Annotated in this window: 21 protein-coding genes and 1 pseudogene; 9 read left to right on the top strand and 13 right to left on the bottom strand. The window is 65.4% G+C overall.

Annotation, left to right across the window (positions count from 1 at the left end; genetic code table 11):
• Nucleotides 1-2 precede the first annotated feature (2 nt).
• A complete protein-coding gene (locus tag AC1DY7_RS07560) occupies nucleotides 3-890 on the top strand; it encodes an HNH endonuclease (RefSeq protein ID WP_477493031.1) in 888 nt (295 codons plus the stop codon).
• A 152-nt stretch (nucleotides 891-1,042) separates the two neighbouring features.
• Here AC1DY7_RS07560 and AC1DY7_RS07555 read toward each other — a convergent pair.
• Nucleotides 1,043-2,259, bottom strand: a pseudogene (locus AC1DY7_RS07555) (fatty acid desaturase family protein).
• Between the two features lie 224 nt (nucleotides 2,260-2,483).
• On the bottom strand, nucleotides 2,484-2,795 hold the full coding sequence (locus tag AC1DY7_RS07550) for a hypothetical protein (RefSeq protein ID WP_477493030.1): 312 nt from the start codon (nucleotides 2,793-2,795) through the stop codon (nucleotides 2,484-2,486).
• A gap of 196 nt (nucleotides 2,796-2,991) precedes the next feature.
• Between AC1DY7_RS07550 and AC1DY7_RS07545 the strand changes: the two genes are divergently transcribed.
• Nucleotides 2,992-3,318, top strand: a complete 327-nt coding sequence (locus AC1DY7_RS07545) for a hypothetical protein (protein ID WP_477493029.1) — start codon at nucleotides 2,992-2,994, stop codon at nucleotides 3,316-3,318.
• A gap of 2 nt (nucleotides 3,319-3,320) precedes the next feature.
• Here the strand turns inward: AC1DY7_RS07545 and AC1DY7_RS07540 are convergent, their stop codons facing one another.
• Together AC1DY7_RS07540 and AC1DY7_RS07535 are read right to left on the bottom strand one after the other, a co-directional pair.
• On the bottom strand, nucleotides 3,321-4,676 hold the full coding sequence (locus AC1DY7_RS07540; RefSeq protein WP_477493028.1) for an alpha/beta hydrolase domain-containing protein: 1,356 nt from the start codon (nucleotides 4,674-4,676) through the stop codon (nucleotides 3,321-3,323).
• Nucleotides 4,677-4,752: 76 nt separating this feature from the next.
• Entirely contained in the window at nucleotides 4,753-5,844 is a 1,092-nt protein-coding gene (locus tag AC1DY7_RS07535) for a fatty acid desaturase family protein (RefSeq protein ID WP_477493027.1), read from the bottom strand.
• A 229-nt stretch (nucleotides 5,845-6,073) separates the two neighbouring features.
• On the opposite strand from AC1DY7_RS07535, the gene AC1DY7_RS07530 reads away from it, so the two are divergent.
• Entirely contained in the window at nucleotides 6,074-6,385 is a 312-nt protein-coding gene (locus AC1DY7_RS07530; protein ID WP_477493026.1) for a hypothetical protein, read from the top strand.
• A 30-nt stretch (nucleotides 6,386-6,415) separates the two neighbouring features.
• Here AC1DY7_RS07530 and AC1DY7_RS07525 read toward each other — a convergent pair whose 3' ends face one another.
• Nucleotides 6,416-7,048, bottom strand: a complete 633-nt coding sequence (locus AC1DY7_RS07525) for a DsbA family protein (protein WP_477493025.1) — start codon at nucleotides 7,046-7,048, stop codon at nucleotides 6,416-6,418.
• 103 nt (nucleotides 7,049-7,151) lie between these two features.
• On the opposite strand from AC1DY7_RS07525, the gene AC1DY7_RS07520 reads away from it, so the two are divergent.
• Nucleotides 7,152-7,481, top strand: a complete 330-nt coding sequence (locus tag AC1DY7_RS07520; protein ID WP_477493024.1) for a hypothetical protein — start codon at nucleotides 7,152-7,154, stop codon at nucleotides 7,479-7,481.
• A 32-nt stretch (nucleotides 7,482-7,513) separates the two neighbouring features.
• Here AC1DY7_RS07520 and AC1DY7_RS07515 read toward each other — a convergent pair whose 3' ends face one another.
• Nucleotides 7,514-10,363 carry an MMPL/RND family transporter gene (locus AC1DY7_RS07515; protein ID WP_477493023.1) on the bottom strand — a complete coding sequence of 950 codons (2,850 nt, stop codon included), beginning with the start codon at nucleotides 10,361-10,363 and terminating at the stop codon, nucleotides 7,514-7,516.
• 265 nt (nucleotides 10,364-10,628) lie between these two features.
• Nucleotides 10,629-12,008, bottom strand: coding sequence for a phage tail family protein (locus tag AC1DY7_RS07510; protein WP_477493022.1), 1,380 nt, complete (start codon nucleotides 12,006-12,008; stop codon nucleotides 10,629-10,631).
• Between the two features lie 92 nt (nucleotides 12,009-12,100).
• Between AC1DY7_RS07510 and AC1DY7_RS07505 the strand changes: the two genes are divergently transcribed.
• The 4 genes from AC1DY7_RS07505 to AC1DY7_RS07490 all read left to right on the top strand — a co-directional run bounded on the left by AC1DY7_RS07505 (nucleotide 12,101) and on the right by AC1DY7_RS07490 (nucleotide 14,405).
• Complete coding sequence (locus tag AC1DY7_RS07505; protein WP_477493021.1) at nucleotides 12,101-12,610, top strand: MarR family winged helix-turn-helix transcriptional regulator; 510 nt, start codon at nucleotides 12,101-12,103, stop codon at nucleotides 12,608-12,610.
• 35 nt (nucleotides 12,611-12,645) lie between these two features.
• Nucleotides 12,646-13,008, top strand: coding sequence for a nuclear transport factor 2 family protein (locus tag AC1DY7_RS07500; RefSeq protein WP_477493020.1), 363 nt, complete (start codon nucleotides 12,646-12,648; stop codon nucleotides 13,006-13,008).
• Nucleotides 13,009-13,067: 59 nt separating this feature from the next.
• A complete protein-coding gene (locus AC1DY7_RS07495) occupies nucleotides 13,068-13,808 on the top strand; it encodes an SDR family NAD(P)-dependent oxidoreductase (protein WP_477493019.1) in 741 nt (246 codons plus the stop codon).
• A gap of 96 nt (nucleotides 13,809-13,904) precedes the next feature.
• The gene (locus AC1DY7_RS07490; RefSeq protein WP_477493018.1) at nucleotides 13,905-14,405 is read left to right on the top strand and encodes a hypothetical protein; all 501 of its coding nucleotides are present in this window, start codon (nucleotides 13,905-13,907) and stop codon (nucleotides 14,403-14,405) included.
• 6 nt (nucleotides 14,406-14,411) lie between these two features.
• Here AC1DY7_RS07490 and AC1DY7_RS07485 read toward each other — a convergent pair whose 3' ends face one another.
• From AC1DY7_RS07485 to ilvD, 6 genes are all read right to left on the bottom strand, one after another.
• Nucleotides 14,412-15,218 (bottom strand): transglutaminase-like domain-containing protein, encoded by an 807-nt coding sequence (locus tag AC1DY7_RS07485; RefSeq protein WP_477493017.1) that lies wholly within the window; start codon nucleotides 15,216-15,218, stop codon nucleotides 14,412-14,414.
• A gap of 10 nt (nucleotides 15,219-15,228) precedes the next feature.
• Entirely contained in the window at nucleotides 15,229-15,933 is a 705-nt protein-coding gene (locus AC1DY7_RS07480) for an N-formylglutamate amidohydrolase (protein WP_477493016.1), read from the bottom strand.
• Between the two features lie 6 nt (nucleotides 15,934-15,939).
• Nucleotides 15,940-16,668 (bottom strand): proteasome-type protease, encoded by a 729-nt coding sequence (locus tag AC1DY7_RS07475; RefSeq protein ID WP_477493015.1) that lies wholly within the window; start codon nucleotides 16,666-16,668, stop codon nucleotides 15,940-15,942.
• Between the two features lie 151 nt (nucleotides 16,669-16,819).
• On the bottom strand, nucleotides 16,820-18,460 hold the full coding sequence (locus tag AC1DY7_RS07470) for an alpha-glucosidase (protein WP_477493014.1): 1,641 nt from the start codon (nucleotides 18,458-18,460) through the stop codon (nucleotides 16,820-16,822).
• Nucleotides 18,457-19,461: a glycosyltransferase family 4 protein gene (locus tag AC1DY7_RS07465; RefSeq protein ID WP_477493013.1), complete on the bottom strand. Its 1,005-nt coding sequence runs from the start codon at nucleotides 19,459-19,461 to the stop codon at nucleotides 18,457-18,459. Before AC1DY7_RS07465 ends, AC1DY7_RS07470 begins: the two co-directional genes overlap by 4 nt.
• 60 nt (nucleotides 19,462-19,521) lie before the next feature.
• A complete protein-coding gene (gene ilvD / locus AC1DY7_RS07460) occupies nucleotides 19,522-21,363 on the bottom strand; it encodes a dihydroxy-acid dehydratase (protein ID WP_477493012.1) in 1,842 nt (613 codons plus the stop codon).
• A gap of 77 nt (nucleotides 21,364-21,440) precedes the next feature.
• On the opposite strand from ilvD, the gene AC1DY7_RS07455 reads away from it, so the two are divergent.
• Complete coding sequence (locus tag AC1DY7_RS07455) at nucleotides 21,441-22,232, top strand: helix-turn-helix transcriptional regulator (protein WP_477493011.1); 792 nt, start codon at nucleotides 21,441-21,443, stop codon at nucleotides 22,230-22,232.
• Nucleotides 22,233-22,237 lie beyond the last annotated feature (5 nt).

Raw genomic sequence — 22,237 nt, 5'->3', positions numbered from 1 at the left:
GCATGGAGAGCGAGGTCGAGCTGCAGCTTCGAAGGATGATCTTTGAGCGGCTCGCTGAGATACGCGCCGAACGCGGTGTCGCAACTAGAGCCGATTTAGAAGCGCTCCAACTAAGCACAGGCGAAGTTCGCCGAGTAATCGATCAAAGCGGAGGAATCTGGAACCCGAATGACCTCAACGCGACCCTCTCGGTGGTATCCAGCCCCGACGGTCCCTACGACGATAGCGCCATCGGGGACGCGTTACTCGCCTATGACTACCGAGTCGGCAGCACTGACGGCAGTAACCGTAAACTCCGGCGGGCCTATGAGCTCGGCTTGCCGATAATTCTTCTACGCAAGATAAAAACTGCGGTCTTCGTACCGATCTTCCCGGTGTATGTTGTCGCCGATGACATCGCGAGCCGTCAGTTCATACTCGCTCTAGACGAGAGCCTCCGGTTCTTGGCAGATCCGCTCCACCTGAAGCCTGACGAACGTGAGTATGCCGAACGTGTCGCAAAGCTGAGGCTCCATCAACCCGAGTTCCGAGGCAGAGTTCTGATTGCCTACGAACAACGTTGCGCAGTCTGCACTTTGAGACACGGAAAACTGTTGGATGCTGCGCATATTATCGGTGACAACAAGCCACACGGGCTGCCCGTTGTCCAAAACGGCTTGAGTCTCTGCAAAATCCACCACGCGGCCTACGATGCAAATCTCCTCGGAATCTCACCCAACTATGTCGTCAGCATCAACAGTGAGGTCATGCAGGAAATCGATGGCCCCATGCTGAGACATGGACTCCAGGAGATGGACGGTCGTCTGCTGGCTCTGCCCGCACGACCAATCGACCGCCCATCGAAGGAACGTCTCGCTGAGCGATTTGAAGAATTTCTATCTGCGGGCTGACGATCAGACTGGGGTCGGCTCGTGTCTGCGCACCGTGACCACGAGTACGTCTGGGCGCACGAACATCGAAGACCAGTCCCTACCTTGGCAACCGCGCCAACCGGTCGGAGTTCCTTTCTGTCAAACAGCAGAGTCGGCACTCCATTATGCGGTCACCACCACCCCAATTCGACAATGAGGATCCGTCGGCCCTGACCGTGCTGAAGTCCACACGCGGCGTTGTTCCGCAGACGGCCTGCGCTGGAGTGGGAGGCGGTTCCGGCCTCCCGACGCATCGTCGAAAAGTCAAGTCGCGAGTCCTCCTGGCGACGACCCCGCCCAACGCTCACCACCGAGTCCGGAATTGCCAACCTTTGAATAAGCCGCTGCGTCCGGAAGAGCTGGCGCGGAAGGGAAGCTGAGTTGTACGGCAGGTCGTACTTCTCGCACAGCTCCCGCACCCGAACACTGATCTCCGGGAGGCGGTTGCTCGGCAGGTCAGGGAACAGGTGGTGCTCGATCTGGTAGCACAGATGACCACCCGAGATCGCCAGCGGCCGACTCGCGCGGAAGTTCGCCGTCCCAAGCATCTGCCGCAGATACCACTCGCCGCGAGTCTCATCCTTGACCACCACCGGATCGAACGTCTCGGCACCGCCCGGGATATGCCCGCAGATGATGTTCACGTACACCCACAGATTGCGGAGCGTGTTCGCGGTGAGGTTGGCCGCGAAGGTCCGGCGCCACCGGCGCAGGCTCAGCGCGGGCAGGAACACGTAGTCCTTGGCCAACTGGCGGGCGGCCTTACCGAAGAACTTCCGCTTCTCGACAGCAACAGCGTCCGACGAGTCGTGCCGCAGACGCTCCGAGTGCAGGCCGTGCAGGGCGATGCCCCACTCGAACATCGACGCCAGCACCAGGTTTCGCAGCGGCGTCGCCAGGTGGACCCAGCGCCACGGCTGGTCCTCGGTCACCCGCAGCAGCCGGTAGCCGATGTCCTCATCCATACCGAGCACATTGCTGTACACGTGATGCCGGTAGTTGTGCGAATACCGCCACTGCGCCGAATGCCCCACCATGTCCCACTCCCAGGTGTTGGAGTGGATTTCGGGGAGATGTTGTGGCCGAGCTCCATGTTCTCGATCGACTTCGCGTACGCCAGCGCGCCCGTACCCAGCAGCCAGCCCTTCTTGGACCGGCTGCCGGCGATCAACAGCCGCGCCGAGATATCCAATGCCCGCTGAAAATAGATCACCCGCCGGATGTAAGCCGCGTCCTTCGCCCCCAGCGACTCCTCGACGTCCCGGCGGATCGTGTCGAGTTCGTCGGCGATTGCCTCCACGTCCTCACTGCTGAGATGCAGGTACGTAGGGACATGGTCGATCGCCATCAAGGTGTCCTCGGTGGATGCGGCGTGAGAGCGGCGCAGTCCGGGCCACCGTCATGGTCAGCCCGCAGCCGAGAGCTTGAACGGCCGGAAATCGCGACGAGCCGACCAGGAAATAATCTCGCCCTACGGCCGCACCCGCCAGTGGCGATGTCTGCGCTTCGCTCGTCCTCGCCGGTCAAGTGAGTAGAGCTGGCGCACCACACCGCGTCGGGAGCCCGTGCCGATCACGCCCCGTACTTCGGCACCAGCCTCCCCGACGCATGGTCAACCCGGTATCCGACACTCGGATCCAGCGCGTCCGCCGTCACGTGCAGCACATGCAGATCCGGGTCGGCGCCGGCCACCGACCGAATGTAGGACTGCACGGCCTCCTTGGCCATCGCGTCCTCGTTGGGGGTCCGTCCGCCTTCGAGGGTGACGACGATGTGGGTGTGCTGGATCTCGCCGGTCGCGGCGCTGTAGACCACACACGACAGCACCGATTCGACCGGGACCGTCGAGCCCGTAGGCGCTGCCCACGCGAGTGCTCTGTTCATCGTGCTCCCATCCCCTACCGCCAGAACCGTGTTGGGAACGATCAGACCATCGCGACCACAACTGGGCCCGAGTAGTCGCGTACTCATTCGCCGGCGCAGAAGGCAATCGCGAAAAAAGTGTCACGAACCTGCGGCCCCGTCGCTCCTACCTATGAACGCGGCACACACGGACCGCGCCCAACCGCAGGGAGCCACCATGAACGCCACCATCCGCACTCTCGCCGCCTCCGCCCTGACCGCGGGCGCCCTCGCCGGCGCTCTGGCCATGAGCACCGCCGCCGAGGCCAAGCCGCTGCACACCGCCACCTCCATCCAGCCCACCTGCGAACAGCACCCCGAGCTGTACGCCACCGGAGCGGTGCGCGGCGTCTACTCCACCGCGCGCCGCGGCAATGACCGCGACCAGATCTGCAAGGTCTACGACGCCGCGAACAAGCTGCTCGGCACCTACAACACCACCGACTACGGCTACTACACCCTGCAGGCGCCCCAGGTTCCGCCGGTGGCCAGCAGCAGGGCGTGACCTCAGCCGGCCTGGCGGGCGTAGACGGCCGCCGCGAGCGCCAGGATCTCCTGGCGGTCGGCGGCGAGCAGGAACCCCGCACCGATCGCGGTGTCCAGCGACGCACCGAATCGGCGAAGGTACTCGTCGGCTCCACCCGGATACAGGGCCGCCAGCTTCTCCGCGGCGAACGGCTCCCCGCACCCGAACAGCAGTCCCATCACGTCCTCCGCGTCGGCCAGCCCCGAGGTCCACGCCACGGGTACGTCCACCCACGGGGTGCGCACCCCGCCCGTCGCCAGCCCATGGACATCGCACACAAGCCTCGGCACTGCGTCGTCGCTGAGATCGAGGGGCGGTGCGCTGGGCGGCGCCTCGCCACCGGCGACCCACTCGACGAGCCGCGCGAGCGCCGCCTGTAGGACATAGTGGTGCTGGGGACCGAAGTTGATGAAGTACGGAAGATCCTTGCCCATCAACGAATTCGTCGGCGCATACCCCGCTACCAGAGCGTCCAGCGGGGCCAGTCCCGAGTCGATGAAACCCACCTTGTTGGTGTAGTTGTCCGCATGGGCGGTGCCGGGAATCTCCCAGGTACGCAACAGCTCTGTGTCCGGCTGGCGGGCCGCGTGATACCCCGACCGCACCTTGCCGACCAGATCGGTCTCGGTGATCACCGTCAGCACCGAAACGCGAAGTTGCCGGATGAACGGCACGGGTTCGTCGGACTCGCCCAGGAACGATCCGCCGTCCAGCGACGCGGCGCCGCCGAATCGCGAATGCACCAGGAACCCGTCGTACACCGCCGCAGACCGGTCGACGGCATTGATGTAGGTCGTGAGAAACGCGGCCGACTGCGACTCCCCGACCGCCAGCACCGTTTTCGGTTCCGCCCCGCCGAGCAGCACACTCGACCGCTGCCGCACCAACCGGCCGGCGTGAGAGTACATGTCGAACGAGAACGCGTCGCCAGGGTGGTGCAGCGCCGAATAGCGTTCGGCATTCTGCGTTTTCAGCGACAAGTCCATGCCGAGGCTGTCGCCGCCTTCGACGCCCACCCGCTGGGCCGACACCACGACGTACCCGTGGCCCGCGCGGATCACCTCCCGATGGGCCATGAACCACACCGCCGGCGCGTCGATACCGCCGCTGACGTTGAGCCATTCGACGACGACGGTGCCGCTGAACCGGCCCGGGTCCGTCGGCATCAGGGACGCGATGCGCGTGGTGTAGTCGGCCGTCTCCGTCGGCCCGGCGAAACTGGTCGCCGTGCCCGAGACGAAGAACTCCTCGACGCGATAGCCCACATCGGCGAGGTCGTAGGTGCCCAACAGCAGGTTCGGCTTGCCCGGTACGGGTGTGACGGTGGGGTTGAGCACTGGTCATGCCTCCATCTCGAGCCGCTGACACCCGTCAGTGTGCCTCGAGATACGTCGGATGACGCAAGGCTGAGCCCTAGCTGCGCCGACCAACAGGTGGGAACTCATCCGGGACCGCCAACCCGTGAATGATTCGTTGCGTCCGGAAGAATTGCAGTGCAAGCGTTCCCGTGTTGTACGGCAGGTCGTACTTCTCGCACAAGGCCCGCACGCGGACACTGATTTCCGGCAGGCGCCTACTCGGCAGGTCAGGAAATAGGTGGTGCTCGATCTGGTAGCACAGGTGCCCACCCGAGATCGCCAGCGGCCGGCTCGCGCGGAAGTTCGCCGTCCCAAGCATCTGCCGCAAGTACCACTCGCCGCGCGTCTCGTCCTTGACCACCACCGGATCGAACGTCTCGGCACCGCCCGGGATATGCCCGCAGATGATGTTCACGTACACCCACAGATTGCGGAGCGTATTCGCCGCCAGGTTGGCCGCGAAGGTCCGCCGCCACCGGCGCAGGCTCAGCGCCGGCAGGAATACGTAGTCCTTGGCCAACTGATGGGCGGCCTTACCGAAGAACTTCCGCTTCTCGACAGCAACAGCGTCCGACGAGTCGTGCCGCAGACGCTCCGAGTGCAGGCCGTGCAGGGCGATGCCCCACTCGAACATCGACGCCAACACCAGGTTTCGTAGCGGGGTGGCCAGATACCACCAGCGCCACGGCTGGTCCTCGGTCACCCGCAGCAGCCGGTAGCCGATGTCCTCATCCATACCGAGGACATTGCTGTACACGTGATGCCGGTAGTTGTGCGAATACCGCCACTGCGCCGAATGCCCCACCATGTCCCACTCCCACGTATTGGAGTGGATTTCGGGATCGTTCATCCAATCCCACTGGCCGTGGGAGATGTTGTGGCCGAGCTCCATGTTCTCGATCGACTTCGCGTAGGCCAACGCGCACGTACCCGCCAACCATCCGGCCTTCGACCGTGAGCCGGCGATCAGCAGCCGCGCCGAGATATCCAATGCCCGCTGAAAATAGATCACCCGCCGGATGTAAGCCGCGTCCTTCGCCCCCAACGACTCCTCGACATCCCGACGGATCGCGTCGAGTTCGTCGGCGATTGCCTCGACGTCCTCACTACTGAGATGCAGGTACGTAGGGACATGGTCGATCGCCATCAAGGTGTCCTCGGTGGATGCGGCGTGAGAGCGGCGCAGTCCAGGCCACCGTCATGGTCAGCCCGCAGTTTAAGGCCTCAGGCTTAACGGCTGGTAATCGAGGATCTCCGTGCAAGCGAAATGACTGCGCACCCCGACCGCGGGTACGACTCGCGATACGGCGCCGACCCAAGAATCCCCCAAGCTGTCCGGCGCACGCTGTGGTCACCAACCAAGGAAAGGTCAGAACATGAACCGACGAATCGCAGCACTGACAGCCGTCGCGTTGGCCACCGGCGGTGTGGCGCTGGCAGCTCCTGCCCAGGCTGGACCCCTACCGCCGCATACCTGGTGCCCCGGCAATGCCATGACCTACTCCCGCTACGACATGTCATCAGGACCCGGCGTTGCCTACCAATGGGACATGAATATCTGCCACACGTGGTACTTCGTCCAGCACTCGGCCGGCAACGTTCCCTACAAAGGCGAGCTGCCGTCCGACATCTGGGACGGCGACAACCCGCCCCCCGTCAAAATGGATTCCTGCGACTTCTGCTCGTAGGCAACTGACGGGCAGAGCCCAGCCAAACCCCTACCCCGGCAACCGCGCCAACCAGTCCGACTCCCCATCCAGCGGCTCCCCGTTGATCACCACCGTCGGCACCCCGGGCTCCGGGAACGTGTGCAGCACGGCCAGGTTCGACGCCGCGATCGACGCAGGGTCATACCCCAGGAACACCCCAGCCCGAATGAGATCCACCGCCGGCGAAGGCGCCCCCGCCGAAGCCGCCAACTCAGCCAGCTGATCGTTGGAAAGGTCCGAAGAACCGCCCTCATGCGGCTGGTTCTCGGCGGAAAAGATCTTCTCCACGAACGCCCAGACCACCGAGCTGGACCCGGATTGCCCGGCCACCACAAACGCCGAACCAATCGCACGGAAGTCGTAAGTGCCTGAAGCCGAATACTTCTCAAGGAAATTCACGAACCGCAGGTTCACCCGCAGCGACCCATCCTCGATCCGCCGGCCGATCTCCGCGCCCTGCGCGCGAACCATCTTCCCGCTGTAGGGGCACAGCGGATCCACATAGAGGTCGATCTGCCCCAGCGCATCGGGGTCACCGATGGACACCGCGTCGCCGGCGGGCGCCGCCACCGAGGCCGATGCCACCCCGGGAAACAGCATCAACAGAGTCAGGATCAGACCGACGACAACGCGCAGCTTCATACCCCCATCATGCAGCCATCGCCCACCCCGTCAGTTCCCCGTGTGACTTCTGTGACTCAGCCGTACAATTCGGACGACAATCAAAGAACGAGGAGCCTCCCCCATGTCCGACCTCACCAAGCGCGCGCTGGCCGCCGCTTTCGCCCTGGCTGCCCTCGGCGCCCCGGCCGCACTGATCACCCTGAATCCGGCGACCGCGAATGCGGCCTGTAGCAGCGGTGAAGAAGAAGACCAGTACACCACCCAGTGCACGCCGTTCATGGTGCCGAACTCGCCGAATTCGTCGGGCTTCACCACCACCGCCGCCAACCCGGACATGCCCGAGATCGACGGCATCCCCTGCACCGGCGCCGACAGCGGTGCCTGCATCGGCCTGTCCGAAGATCAGGTCCCGCAGGTCACCCCGCACGTCACCATCAGCTCCAGCCCGTAGTCACGGGACGGCCGGGGCCGCACGGCCCCGGCTTACCGGGCCTCGACCGGCTCGACCCCCGCCGCCGCCAGCCGCCGGTCCGAATGCGCCGGCCGCACGATCTTCGGCCACCAGAACCACTTGCCCAGCAGCGCCGCGATGGCCGGCGTCATGAACGACCGCACCACCAGCGTGTCGAACAACAAGCCCAGCGCGATTGTCGTACCGACCTGCGCCATCACCTTCAGATCGCTGAACGCGAACGTCGCCATGGTCGCGGCGAACACCATGCCCGCCGAGGTGACCACCGACCCGGTGCCCGCCATCGCGCGGATGATCCCGGTCTTGAGCCCACCATCGAGCTCCTCCTTGAACCGCGACACCAGCAACAGGTTGTAATCCGAGCCCACGGCCAGCAGCAGGATCACCGCCATGGGCAGCACCATCCAGTGCAGTTCCAGCCCAAGGATGTGCTGCCACAACAGAACTGACATGCCGAACGACGCACCGAGCGACAGCAGCACGGTGCCGACGATGACCGCGGCGGCCACCAACGACCGGGTGATCAGCAGCATGATCATGAAAATCAGTGAGGCCGCGGCGATCCCGGCGATCAGCAGGTCGTAGAACGCGCCGTCGTGCATGTCCTTATAGGTGGCCGCGGTCCCGGACAGGAAGATCTTCGAGCCTTCCAGCGGCGTGCCCTTGATGGCTTCGCGCGCGGCCTGCTTGACCGGCTCCACATTCGAAATACCTTCGGGGGTGGCCGGATCCACGTCGTGACTGATGATGAACCGCACGGACTTGCCGTCCGGTGAGATGAAGTTGCTCATCCCGCGCTTGAAGTCCTTGTTGTTGAAGGCTTCCGGCGGCAGGTAGAAGGTGTCGTCGTTCAGCGCGTCGTCGAAGGCCTGCCCCATCGCATTGTTCTGATCGCCCGCGGCCGACTGCTGATCCTGGATGCCCTTCTGGGTCTGGTACATGGTCAGCATCTGGTTGCGCATGTTCTTCATGACCCGGATGTTCTCGGGCATGAGCACCACCATTTGCGGCAGCAAGGTGTCCATGTGCTTGAGGTCGGGCAGCAATTGCTGGATGTCGTCGGTCATGGTGTCGATGCCGTCCAGGGCGTCGAACACCGCCCGGATCGACTGGCAGGCCGGGATGTCGAAGCAGTGCGGTTCCCAGTAAAGGTAGTTGCGGATCGGCCGCAGGAAGTCGTCGAAATCGGCGATGTGGTCCCGCAATTCGGCGATGTCGATGGTCATGTCCGTGGTGCGCTGCACCATCGAATGCATCGTGGCAGCCATCTGCTCGGTGACCGACGACATCTTCTCCATGGTCTCGACGTTCTTCTGCATGTCGTCGGCCTGCTGGAGCATCTGGGCGAAATTGTCCTGCTGGTACTTCTCGTTCATCTTCTGCGTCGCGCCCTGCTGGCCGAGCATGAACGGAATGGTGGTGTGCTCGATCGGCTTGCCGTTGGGCCGGGTGATGGTCTGCACCTTGCCGATACCGGGCACCGCGAGTATGGCCTTGGCGATCTTGTTGATCACCAGGAAGTCCGCCGAGTTGCGTAGGTCGTGGTCGCTCTCGACCATCAGCAGATCGGGATTCATCCGGGCGGCGCTGAAATGCCGCTCCGCCGCCGCGTATCCGACGTTGGCGCTGATATCGGTCGGCAGGTACTTGCGGGCGTCGTAGTTGGTCTTATAGCCGGGCAGGGTGACCAACCCGATCAGCGCCAGCGCCAGGGTTGCCACCAGGACCGGGCCGGGCCAGCGCACCACGGTGATGCCGACGCGCCGCCAGCCGCGGGACTTGATGGCGCGCTTGGGATCGAAAAGCCCGAACCGGCTGCCGATGGTGATGACCGCGGGCCCCAGTGTCAGCGCCGCGACGACGGCCACGAACGTGCCGATGGCACATGGCACACCCATGGTCTGGAAGTACGGCAACCGGGTGAACGACAGGCACAGCATGGCGCCGGCGATCGTCAGACCCGACCCGAGCACCACGTGCGCGGTGCCACCGAACATCGTGTAGTACGCGGTCTCCCGCTCGTCGCCGGCGCCGCGGGCTTCCTGATAGCGGCCGATCGCGAAGATCGCATAGTCCGTCCCCGCGGCGATCACCAACAACGTCAGCAGGTTCACGGCGAAGGTCGAGAGCCCGATGATGTCGGCGTTGGCCAGGAAGGCGACCACGCCACGGGCGGCGCCCAGCTCCATGAACACCATGAGCAGCGTCAGGATCATCGTCACGACGGAGCGGTAGACGATCAGCAGCATCAGCGCGATCACGCCGAGGGTGATCATCGTGACCAGGGCGATGCTCTTGTCGCCGGCGTGGTGCTGATCGGAGATCAGCGGAGCACCGCCGGTGACGAATACCTGCAGACCGGGCGGCGGCGGGTTCTTGGCGATGATGTCACGCACCGCGGCAACCGAGTCGTTGGCGATCGTCTCGCCCTGATTGCCCTTCAGGTACAGCTGGACGTAGGCGGCCTTGCCGTCCTCACTCTGCGCACCGGCCGCGGTCAGGGGGTCACCCCAGAAGTCGGCCACATGCTCGACATGAGCCGGGTCGGCACGGAAATCGGCGATCAAGCCGTCGTAGTAGTGGTGCGCGTCGGCCCCGAGCGGTTGATCGCCCTCCAGCACGATCATCGCGTTGCTGTCGGAGTCGAACTCCTGGAAGTTCGAGCCGATGCGCTTCATCGAGATCATGGCCGGCGCATTCTGAGAGCTCAGCCCGACGGTATGCGCCTCGCCGACCTTTTCCAGCGACGGGACGAGCACGTTGGTGGCGACGTTGAGCAGGATCCAGCCGATGACGATCGGTACCGACAGCACCCGGATGAGGCGCGCGATCTTGGATCGTCCCGTGGTCGTGGAAGACATCGATACTCCGATCAGGCCCCGGCCCGTGGGGAGCTCGTCGGCATTACAGCTGCGCTATCGTGCGTAATATACCTAGCTCGTCAAACCTTTGCCTGTCAACTGCACTTTCGCTCCGCAGCTGACAGGAAGCTCACAGGTTTCTATCGCTGACTACCCACCGTCGCCGCCTGATCGCGCCCCCCTGGCCGCGGATAGCGATATCGCATGCGATATCGCTATCCAGACTCGAGTGCCCCGGCTGCTTCTCCTCGATCGGCCGCGCCTTCTAGACCTTGGGTGTCCGCTGCCATGGTTTGCGCAACTTCTTGGGGGCGGGCTCATCGGCTTTGGTGGGCGTTTCGGCGGACCCGGATGCCACCTCAGAGTCGGGGTCAACCTTGTCGATGACGGGCGCCGCCGCCTTCTTGACCTTGGGCGTCCGGTGCCACGGCTTGCGAACCTTCTTCGGCGCGGGCTGCTCGGCCTTGTCCGATGTCTGGGCTTTCGGCGTTTCGGCGGCGGGCGTGTCGTCGTCGGGCTTCACCGGGGTGGGCGCCTTCGCCGTCTTCACCGGAGCCTCGGCGACGTCGGCCTTCGCCTTCGTCACAGCCGGGACCCGAGCGGCACCAGGCGTCAGACGGTCGACGACGAAGTCGACCTGCGCCCGACCCCAGTCCGCGAAAGCCTTGGCCGACGCGCTGAGCCGCTTCTTGATGGACGCGACCGTGGTGTTGAGGGCATTGACCGTCGCGGTGATCAGCCCACCGCCCCTGACCGTGTCGTGGACGAACTGGTTGCCGGCGTTGATCATGTCGTGGGCGAAGCCGGTGAGCTGGTCCCCGCCGGTGGCGATCAGCTTCCACCCTTCGGTCAGCTCGAAGTTGATCAGCGGGACGAACGGCACCCGGGAGATCTGGTCCAGCACGCCACTGACCCACTCGACGCCGGTGGTGATGCCGTTCTTGATGGGCTCCCAGACGTTCCAGATGCCGTTGGAGATCCGGGCCACCGCTGCGGACAGGTCGACGAGGACGTCGCCGAACAGGCCCTCGGGCAGGTTGAAATACGGTGCGCGCGGCGGATAGTTGATGGGCGGCAACGGAACCCACGCCCCTGCTTCGTCGATGGCCAGCCACACCAGGGACAGGCCGAGATCGGCGACCCAGTCGGCCAGGTTCTTGGCGAAGCTGCCTTCCCCGCGCATCCAGTCGGTGACGTTGAAGACGCCGCTGTTCACCAGGGCTTCGACGAAGTTGTAGACCACGTGGATCTGGTCGTCGATGATCCAGCCGATGTAGGGCACCCAGGACACCGCGTAGGCGACCAGGTCGAACGCGTACCGCACCCACGGCTCGATCGCGTTGTAGGCGTTGTCGATGGCGGTCGCGAGGTTGATCAGCCCCGGGGTGGTGATCAGGTTCGGCGTGACCGCGGCGGTGCGCAGCGTCTGGTGAACGGAGAGCACCTGCGCCGGGGTCAGCGTGGCGATCCCCGGCGGCATCGGCTTGACCGCAGCCGCCAACTGGACATGCGCGCAGGACACCATGGGCGCGATTCGGGCCACGGGCGCCTCGGGCGTCGGCGTCACCACCGCGCTGAACAGGACGGCACTGGCGCTGGCAGCGACGAGACCGGACGTGAGCACTGGGCGAAACGACACAGCCATGGCAAATATCCTCCCTCGTCAATTCCCTGTGTGCCGGTTTTCTGCAATGTTTCGGACGTTCAACCGACGACGGGCACGGCATACTCACAACCGTGGCGCCAAGAAAAGTGCGGGACACATCACCGAAGCCGGAATGGCTGACGCCCAAACAGCAGCGGGCCTGGGTCGCGTACATGCGCGTGCAGCTGCGGATGAGCTACGAGATGAACCGCCAGCTGCAGGCGGAGTCGGGTTTGTCGCTGGCCGACTATGACGTGCTGGTCGCACTCAGCGGAAACCGCGACGAGGGCATGCGGGTGAGCGATCTGGCCGCGCAGATCGGCTGGGAACGCAGTCGCCTGTCACATCAGTTGCGCCGCATGGAGGATCGCGGACTGACCGAGCGCCGGCCCAGCGCCGAGGACGGGCGCACCACCAACGTGGTGCTGACCGCTGCGGGGCGGGAGGCGATCAACGAGGCCGCGCCGGGACACGTCGACCTGGTGCGGCGCCTCTTCTTCGATCCCCTGCCCGAGAATCTGCTCGCCCCGTTCACCGCCGCGCTGGAACATATTCATGTGAACCTCAACCACAACAGCTCGCTGCCGCCCGCACCGAGCTAGAGTTGAGTGAAACATCACCTAACTGAGGAGCTCGCGTGAGCGATGTCATCACCCGACTGATGGAAGCCAACCTGCTGAGCGTGTTCGACCAGCGCGACCCGCAGCGTCGCGCCGCGGCCATCGCCGAAACCTATGCGGCCGCCGTGCAGTGGATCGACGACGAGGGCGTCGCCACCGGCCACGAAGAATTGGACGCCAAGGCCGCTGAGCTGCAGGAAAAGCTGCCCGGGCTGCACTTCGTGAAGGCAGGCCCGGTGCGCCAGACCCGCGGCCTGGGATTCCTGGCCTGGGAGGTGCACACCCCGGACGGCACCGCGGTGGCGTCGGGCTTCGATGTCGCCGAGATCATCGATGACCGCATCGCCAAAATGTGGACGGTACTCAACGCACCGGAATAGGTGATGTATCACCTATGTTGTGGCGGGCGGACCACACAAGCACAGACAGGACAACGATCATGGGACAACTCGACGGCAAGACAGCACTGGTCACGGGCGGCACCTCGGGCATCGGCCTGGCCACCGCCAAGCGCCTCGCCGATGAAGGCGCCTACGTCTTCATCACCGGACGCGACCGCGCCCGCCTCGATAAGGCCGCCGCCTCCATCGGCGCCCACGGTGTCCAGAGCGACATCAGCAAGCCCGAAGAACTCGACATCCTGGCCGCCGACATCGAGAAACACGGAAAGGGCCTCGACATCGTCTTCGCCAACGCCGGCGGCGGCGACTTCGCCACCCTCGCCGACGTGACCATCGAGCACTACCGGGACAACTTCGACCGCAACGTCGCCGGCACCGTGTTCACCGTGCAGAAGACGCTGCCGCTGCTCAACGACGGTGCCTCGATCGTGCTCGCCGGATCGACCGCCGCCTCCGAAGGCGTACCGGCATTCGGGCTGTACGCCGCCTCCAAGGCGGCCATCCGCTCGCTCGGGCGCACTTGGGCCGCCGAACTGGCCGACCGCAACATCCGGGTCAACACCATCGTGCCCGGACCGATCGAAACCCCCGGACTGACCGGCCTGGCCCCCGCCGACCAGAAGCAGGACCTGCTCGACGGGATGGCCGCGCAGGTACCGATGAAGCGACTGGGACGCCCCGAGGAAATCGCCTCGGCCGTCCTGTTCCTGGCCTCGGATCAGAGCAGCTTCATGACCGGTGCGGAACTGCCCGTCGACGGCGGTCAGATCCAGCTCTGATCACGTTCGGGTAGCCGACTACTCTAGGCACCCCCTCGCCCGTCGGAGACTCTCAGTTCGGGCCCGGTCATCGGGCCCGAACGGGGAGGGGACGCGATGCCGCGGGACCGGCGGACCAAGGCCATCGAGTGGACCCGCCGCTACCTGCCCCTGGAACTCGCGGGCTGGGTCGGCGAACTGGGGTCGGCCTGGATCGCCTACGCGCTCACCGGCTCACTGGCCGTCGCGGCGGTGGTGGCGACCGTCGGCTCGGCGGTGTCCTATTACATCCCCGCCTACGTCAATGCCGTCCGGTGGAGCTGGCCGACCCTGCCCCCGGGCAGCCGGCGCGCCAAGCTGGCGATGAGCAATCTCCTTGCCGTCCGCAGCATCACCGTCGAATTCGGCGCCGCCGAAGCGCTCGACAGCGTCTTCCTGCGTCCGGTGTTGTATTACGCCGCACCGGTATTGCTCGGCAACGTGTGGCTGGGCTGGGTTGTCGGCGGGTTCGCGGCCGACGCCATCTTCTACCTGTGCACCATCTTCTGCTACGAGCGATTCGGCCGGTGGCTCGCTCGCCCCGGCGCCGTCAATGAGCCCGAACCTGTGCTGCCGTGAGACAGCTCAGCCGACCTCGTCGGTCCACACCCGAAAGCCCGTCAAGGTGTTGGCGCCGAACGCATTGCTGAGCGCAACGTCCGCGGCGTCGCGGCCACGGGCGATCAGTACCCGGCCGATGCGCGGCGTGTTGTTGCGCGCATCGAAGGTATGCCACTGCCCGTCGAGGAACACCTCGAACCAGGCGGCGAAATCCATCGGACCGTACGGCGGCGGCATTCCGATATCGCCCAGATAGCCGGTGCAGTAGCGGGTCGGGATGTTCATGCACCGGCAGAACGTGACGGCCAGATGCGTGAAATCCCGGCACACCCCGACCCGTCCGTTGAACGCCTCCAACGCGGTGCGGGTGTTGTCCGCCTGCTCGTAGTCGAAGGTGATGTGCCGGTGGACGTAGTCACAGATCGCCTGCACGCGGTCCCAGCCGGTGGGGGTCTGCCCGAACAGATCCCAGGCCGTCTGGGACAGCCGGTCGGTATCGCAGTAGCGGCTGCCGAGCAGGAAGATCAACGTCTCGTCGGGCAGATCCTCCACCGCCATTTGACGTGCCGCGGGAACCAGCACGTCGGGCAGACCGCTGTCGGAGACGGTCGCATCGGCGCTGACCACCGTGCGCCCGGTCGGGGCGACGATGCGAGTGCACCAATTGCCGAAGTCGTCGCGGTAGGCCTTCATCGGCACCGGCGGGTCAGCGATCAGGACGTCACGGCCGATGAGATCCGACACGCGGGTGTAGTGCACGTTGAGGTTGAAGATCATCGGGGTGGGTTTGGGGCACTCGAAGATCATCTCGAAACCGACGTTGATTTTCATGATTGTCTCGCTATCTCTGACTTTGGTTCTCGCAAAGGGATTCGATCAACACGCGGCGCAGCGCCGACCAGGGCCGGCCGCCGGCGAGGACGAAGCGCTGATTCACTTCCACTTCGATGCCGGCATACACGTTGGGCGGGAAGCATTGCCGCAGATGCGACGTGAGCCCGTCGGCCTTCCCGGCATACGGGTAGTTGCGGCGCACACGCAACGCCGGATTCCGGGAGGCCAACGTTTTCTTCCACCGCGCGCTGGTCTCGACCTCCAGATGCCGGCGGGGATCGTAGAGCAGACCGACGTCCGCGGCGCGCACCACGCCGTCCAGTTCGGGGGTGAAACTGTGCGACGCAACGTGAATGACCCGCTGCCCGCGGGAAACGGCGTGCTCGACAAGGCGTTCCACTTCGTCACGGTGCGGTCGGTAGTGCTCGGCGATGATCTGCGCCTTGGTCGCCGCGGGCAGCTCGCGGGTCACCGTTGAGAACACCTGCGAATGACCGATCGAACGATTGAGATCGATGAGTAGCCGACTGGTGGTGGAGGCGACCAGGGGCGCCTGGTACGCGGTGGCCAACGCCTCGGCCACCGCCAAGGCGCCGGGATCCCACCCGCGGTGTGTCTGCAACAGGGCCCGGTGCGCGCGGAACAATCCCCGAAACGGTGCAGGGATGCGGTTTCCCCCGTGCTCACAGGTGATCAGGACGAACTCCGTCATCGCCACTCACTCCCAACGAAGCTCGGGCAGCTTGCTGAAGACCGCCCGGGTGCCTTCACCCCATGCCTCACCGACGGCCGTGAAGTACGGGTCTCCGTCGTCGAAACGCCGCCGCCGCACCACCAGGCTGTCCCGCTCGTAGCTGATGAAGTCGATCGGCATGCCCACGGACAGATTGCTACGCATGGTCGAATCGAAAGACACCAGAACGCATTTCGTGGCATCGGACAGGGAGGTGTCCGGCGCGAGGACGCGGTCGAGGATCGGCTTGCCGTACTTGGTCTCGCCGGTCTGCAAGAACAACGTGTCCGCACCGGCCTCGATGAAGTTGCCTTCGGCGTAGATGCGAAACAGCCGCATCGGTTCACCGGCCAGCTGCCCGCCGACGATGAACGACGCGTTGAATCCGGTCGCGTTGCCGTTCAGGTACTTCGCGTCGCGGTTCTCGGTCTCGCGCATCGCATCCGAGACCAGCCGGACCACATCGAACATCGTGGCGGCGCCGTGCAGATTGCCGGCCGACGCGCCGTCGGCGCAGCGCTGGGTCAAGATGCTGATGACGGCCTGAGTGCCGGCCAGATTGCCGGAGCTGAGCAGCACGATGACGCGGTTTCCGGGGTTCTCGAACACCGTCATCTTGCAGAACTTGGCGACATTGTCCACGCCCGCATTGGTGCGGGAATCAGCGGCGAAGATGAGCCCGTCGGTGAGCATGACGCCGATGCAGTAGGTCACCAGAGACACCTGCTGCGCATGCCGATTCCCCGCTTCGTAAGAACGGGTTGATCTGACTCGTGGCAGACGCAGGCGTGAACCCGACGAGGTGTTGCCCCGCCCGAACGCCCTTGATGCCTCGACTGTACGCCGAACCCCGAGCACGCGCCTGTCAGACGTCGACGGCGTAGATCCGTGCATCCCAGGCCGACAGCTCGACTGCCGTGGATGTCAGCTTCGGCGGCGTGCCGGCTACGTTGGCGAGCAGCAGTTCAGCGGATGCCCACGCGGGGCCGATATCGATCGTCCGTGGGGTACGTCCGCAGTTGGCTATCACCAGCAGCTTCTGATCCACGGTGGCCCGGGTGTACGCCCAGATCTGCGGGTCGTCGTCCATCAGTGGGGTGAAGTCACCGTCGACCAATACGCGCAGTTCGTGGCGGAGCCGGATGAGGCTGCGGTAGTGCGCGAGCACCGAATCGGTTGCGGCCGTTTGCGCGGCGACGTTGAGCCAGTCGTGGTTCGGGTTGATCGGCAGCCACGGCACCCCGGAGGTGAAGCCGGCGTGGGGTCCGGCATCCCATTGCATCGGGGTGCGCGCGTTGTCGCGACTCATCTTCGCCAACCCGGGTCCTGGGTCGGCGTGGTCCTTGAGGTAGTTCACCGATTCGATATCGGCGTACTCCTGTGGAAACCGGAACGGGTAGTTGGTCATTCCGATTTCTTCGCCTTGGTAGACGAACGGGGTACCGCGCATCCCGTGCAGCACGGTGGCCAGCGCCGTGGCCGATGCGGCCCAGTAATCGGGGTGGTCATCCCCGAACCGGCTGACGACGCGCGGCTGGTCATGGTTGTTCCAATACAGGCTGTTCCACCCGGTATCCGCCAGCGCGGCCTGCCACCGGTGCATGATCTGCTTCAGGGCAACCAGGTCGAGCCCGGTATCGTCGAACTTGTCCGTCGGGTTCTGGTCGACGGCCATGTGCTCGAACTGGAACACCATGTCCAGCTCACCCCGCGCCGGGTCGGTGTAGAGCCGCGCCTCATCGGTTGTCACGCCGGGCATTTCGCCGATGGTGAGGAAGTCGCCGGCGCGACCGCCGAAGACCGCCTCGGTCAGCTCGGACAAGTATTCGTGTACGTGCGGCCCGGCAACGAAATTGTGTGGGGCGAAGGCGTCCGGCAGCCCGTCCGCTTTGGAGACGAAGTTGATGACGTCCATCCGGAATCCGTCCACACCGCGGTCCAGCCACCACATCATCATGTCCTGCAAAGCTTTTCGTACCTGCGGATTCGCCCAGTTGAGGTCGGGCTGCTTACGGTCGAACAGGTGCAGGTAGTACTGCTCGCTGACCGCGTCCCACTGCCAGGCCGGCCCGGAGAAGAAGGACTGCCAGTTGTTCGGTACCCCACCGTCACGCGCGTCGCGCCAGATGTACCAATCCCGCTTGGGGTTGTCCCGCGCCGACCGCGATTCCCGGAACCACGGGTGCTCGTCGGAGGTGTGATTGACCACCAGGTCCATCACCAGCCTCATCCCGAGGGTATGCACCTTGCCGATCAGCGCGTCGAAGTCGGCGAGGGTGCCGAACGACGGGTCGACATCGCGGTAATCGCTGATGTCGTAACCGTTGTCGGCTTGCGGTGACCGGTAGATCGGGGACAACCAGAGGACATCGACGCCGAGGGCGTGCAGATGATCCAACCGTTCGATGATCCCGACCAGATCACCGATCCCGTCAACGTTGGAATCGGCGAAGCTGCGGGGGTAGATCTGATACACGACAGCGGTTTTCCACCACGCTTCGGTCATGCCGAGCGGCCGATGACATCACGGTAGACGTCGACGTACTTGTCGACCATCGCCGGCACCGAGAAGCGGGCCGAGGCGTGGGCGGCAATGGTGGGGCGGTCGAGGCCGCCTGCCGCTGCGACGGCCGCCACCGCGGCATCGGTGTCGGTGACGAGGAAGCCGGTATGGCCGTGTTCGATCAGTTCGCCCATCGACCCTCTGTCGTGTGCGATCACCGGCGTGCCGCAGGCCATGGATTCGACGACGCTGTAGCCGAACGGCTCGTCGAAGTCGATCAGGTGCAGCAGGGCATGCGCGCCGCCCAGGACGTCGGCACGCCTGGCGGCGTCCACCGGACCGAGGTAGCGCACCTGGTCACCGTCGAGGTGCGGTGCCACCGCATCACGAAAATAGTTCTCGTCCTGGATGATTCCGGCGATGTCGAGCCGGCGACCACAGCGGCGGGCCACCTCGATGGCGTGCGCGGTGCCCTTGTCCGGATGGATCCGGCCGAAGAACAACAAGTGCTCACCCGGGCTCGGGTGCACCGCGAACTGGGCGATATCGATGCCGTGGTGAATGGTGGCGGCATAGTGCAGTGCCGGATGCCGGTCGGCATCACTGATCGACACGTACGCGCCGGCGCTGTCATAGCGTTCGTAGACGGGGACGATCTTTTCCGACGAGAACCCGTGAATGGTCGTGACGACCGGCGTACGGACCAGATTGCTGTAGGTGAGCGGCAGGAAGTCGAATCCGTTGTGGATGATGTCGAATTCCTCGGCACGTTCGAAGACCGACGCGATGTGCAGGCATTCGGCGACCTTGGCGTCGATGGTGGTGTCCTCCGACCAGCCGGTCGGAGCCGTCGCGTGCAACTGCGCGGCGGTGATCGAGTCGGCTGTCGCGAACAACGTCACCTGATGCCCGGCGGCCACCAATCCCTCGGTGAGCAACGACGCGAACTGCTCCCATGGCCCGTAGTGCCGCGGTGGGGTCCGCCAGGCGATCGGCGACAGCACGGCGACGCGGAGATGCTCGCCGCTCTCGGAAGTGGTGATGGTCTGAGCCTACGCCCGCCGTCACACCTCGGCTGGGATCGCCCGGACGGCTCCTCTGTCGGCCGAGGTGGCCAGCAGCGCGTAGGCGCGCAGTGCCACCGAGACGGGCCTGTTCCGGTCCCGCGGCCGGAACCGCCCGTCGAGTTCGGTGCGCCGACGGTCGAGCTCGTCGTGCGTCACGTCGAGAGTGATTGCCCGCGAGGCGATGTCGATGACGATCCGGTCGCCTTCGCGGACCAGCGCGATGGGCCCACCGGCCGCCGCCTCCGGCGACACGTGCCCGATCGACAGACCGGAGCTGCCACCGGAGAACCGGCCGTCGGTGACCAGCGCACACACCTTGCCCAGGCCCCGTCCTTTCAGGAAGGACGTGGGATAGAGCATTTCCTGCATACCCGGTCCACCCCGCGGGCCTTCGTACCGGACCACCAGCACGTCGCCCGCGGCGACGCGGCCGCCGAGGATCGCGTCGACCGCCTGCTCCTGCGATTCGACCACCACCGCGGGACCTTCGAAGGTGAGTGCGCCGGGGTCCACGCCGGCGGTCTTGACGACGGCACCGTCGGGCGCGAGGTTCCCGGTGAGCACGGCCAACCCGCCGTCAGGCGAATAGGCATGGGCGACATCACGAATGCAGCCGTGTGCGGCGTCGACGTCCAGGCTTTCCCAGCGTTCGGACTGCGAGAACGCGGTCGCGCTGCGACGTCCACCCGGTGCGGCGTGGAACAGTTCGACAGCTTCCGCACACGCACCGGGACCCCGAATGTCCCAGTGGTGCAACCAATCGTCGAGATTTCCCGAATGCACAGCGTGAACATCTTTGGCCAGCAGCCCGCCGCGGTGCAGTTCGCCGAGGATCGCGGGGATGCCGCCGGCCCGGTGCACGTCCTCCATCAGGTAAGGCCCGTTGGGCGCCACCTTGCACAGACACGGCACCCGGCGGGAGATCTCGTCGATCTCGCCGAGCACGAAGTCCAGCTCGGCCTCGTGCGCGGCGGCCATCAGGTGCAGCACCGTATTGGTGGACCCGCCCATCGCGACGTCCATGGCCATCGCGTTCTCGAACGCCGCGCGCGACGCGATGGCCCGCGGCAGCACCGACACGTCACCGTGGTCGTAGTACCGGGTGGTGATGTCGACGACGGCGGTACCGGCCTTCTCGTACAGGGCTCGGCGCGCTGTGTGGGTGGCGAGCACCGAGCCGTTGCCGGGCAGCGCCAGGCCGAGCGCCTCGACCAGACAGTTCATCGAGTTGGCGGTGAACATGCCCGAGCACGACCCGCACGTCGGGCACGCGGCTTCCTCGATCCGGGACAGGTCCTCATCCGAGATCGACGGGTCGGCGGCACCGGCCATCGGGTCGATCAGGTGCAGGCCGGTCCGCACCCGGCCGTCGACCAGGGTGGCGCGGCCGCCCTCCATCGGACCGCCGGAGACGAACACCGTCGGGACGTTCAGCCGCAGCGCGGCCATCAGCATGCCCGGAGTGATCTTGTCGCAGTTGGAGATACACACCAGCGCATCGGCCTTGTGCGCCTCGACCATGTACTCGACCGAGTCGGCGATCAGATCGCGCGACGGCAGCGAGTACAGCATGCCGCTGTGCCCCATGGCGATTCCGTCGTCGACGGCGATGGTGTTGAACTCACGCGGGATACCACCCGCCTGCTTGATCGCCTCGGACACAATGCGCCCGACCGGTTGCAGGTGCGTGTGCCCGGGGACGAACTCGGTGAAGCTGTTGGCCACCGCCACGATGGGCTTGCCGAAGTCCTCGCGGGCGACGCCGGCCGCGCGCAGCAGGGCGCGGGCTCCGGCCATGTTGCGGCCATGGGTGACGGTGCGGGAACGCAGCGGGATCATGCTTCCACTGTCGGGCCTGGGCCGCACGCTGGGAAGACGCCGCCAACACTAGTAGTGGCAGTACTAGTCTTGAGCGCGTGCCCACCGACGAGGACCGTCGCGCCGAACTGGGCGCGTTCCTGCGTTCCAGTCGCGAACGCCTGGTCCGCGCCGACTTCGGCCTGCCACCGGCCGGGCGCGGCCGCACCGTCGGATTGCGGCGCGAGGAGGTCTCCTACCTGTCCGGGGTGAGCGTCACCTGGTACACCTGGCTGGAACAGGGCCGCGACATCAACCCGTCGCGCCAGGTGCTCGACGCCGTCAGCCGCACACTGCGACTCGGGGTGCCCGAGCACCGCTACGTCCTGGGCTTGGCGGGGTTCGCTCCCCTGCCCGCCGCTGCCGCCGACGACGTTACGACGGTGCCGCCGCACGTGCAACGCTTCCTCGACGCGATCGGCGACAATCCCGCCTACGCGCTGACCCCGGAGTGGGGCATCGCCGGCTGGAACACGGCCTACCAACGGCTCTATCCCAATGTCGGGACCACGCCACCTGCCGAACGCAACCTGTTGTGGGTGGTGTTCACCGACCCCGCGGTCCGAGACCTGCTCGACGACTGGCAGGTCACCAGTCAGCGCTTCCTCGCCGAGTTCCGCGCCGAAAGTGGTTCGCGCCTAGGCGATCCCGCGTTGTTGGATCTGGTGTCACGCCTTTCGGAGGTCAGCCCGGAGTTTCGCGCCGGGTGGGAACGCCACGACATCGGCGGGTTCGAGTCCCGCGAGCGGATCTTTCACCACCCCGAATTCGGCACGGTGCGTTACGAACACCATCAGCTGCGGCCCTCGGATCAGCCCGAGTTCCAGATCGTCGTCTACACGCCCTTGTGAGCGCG

This window comes from Mycobacterium sp. P2_H7 (genome assembly GCF_056403275.1).
Note: the sequence above shows the minus strand (reverse complement) of the source record. Positions and strands in the feature narration are given on the sequence as shown.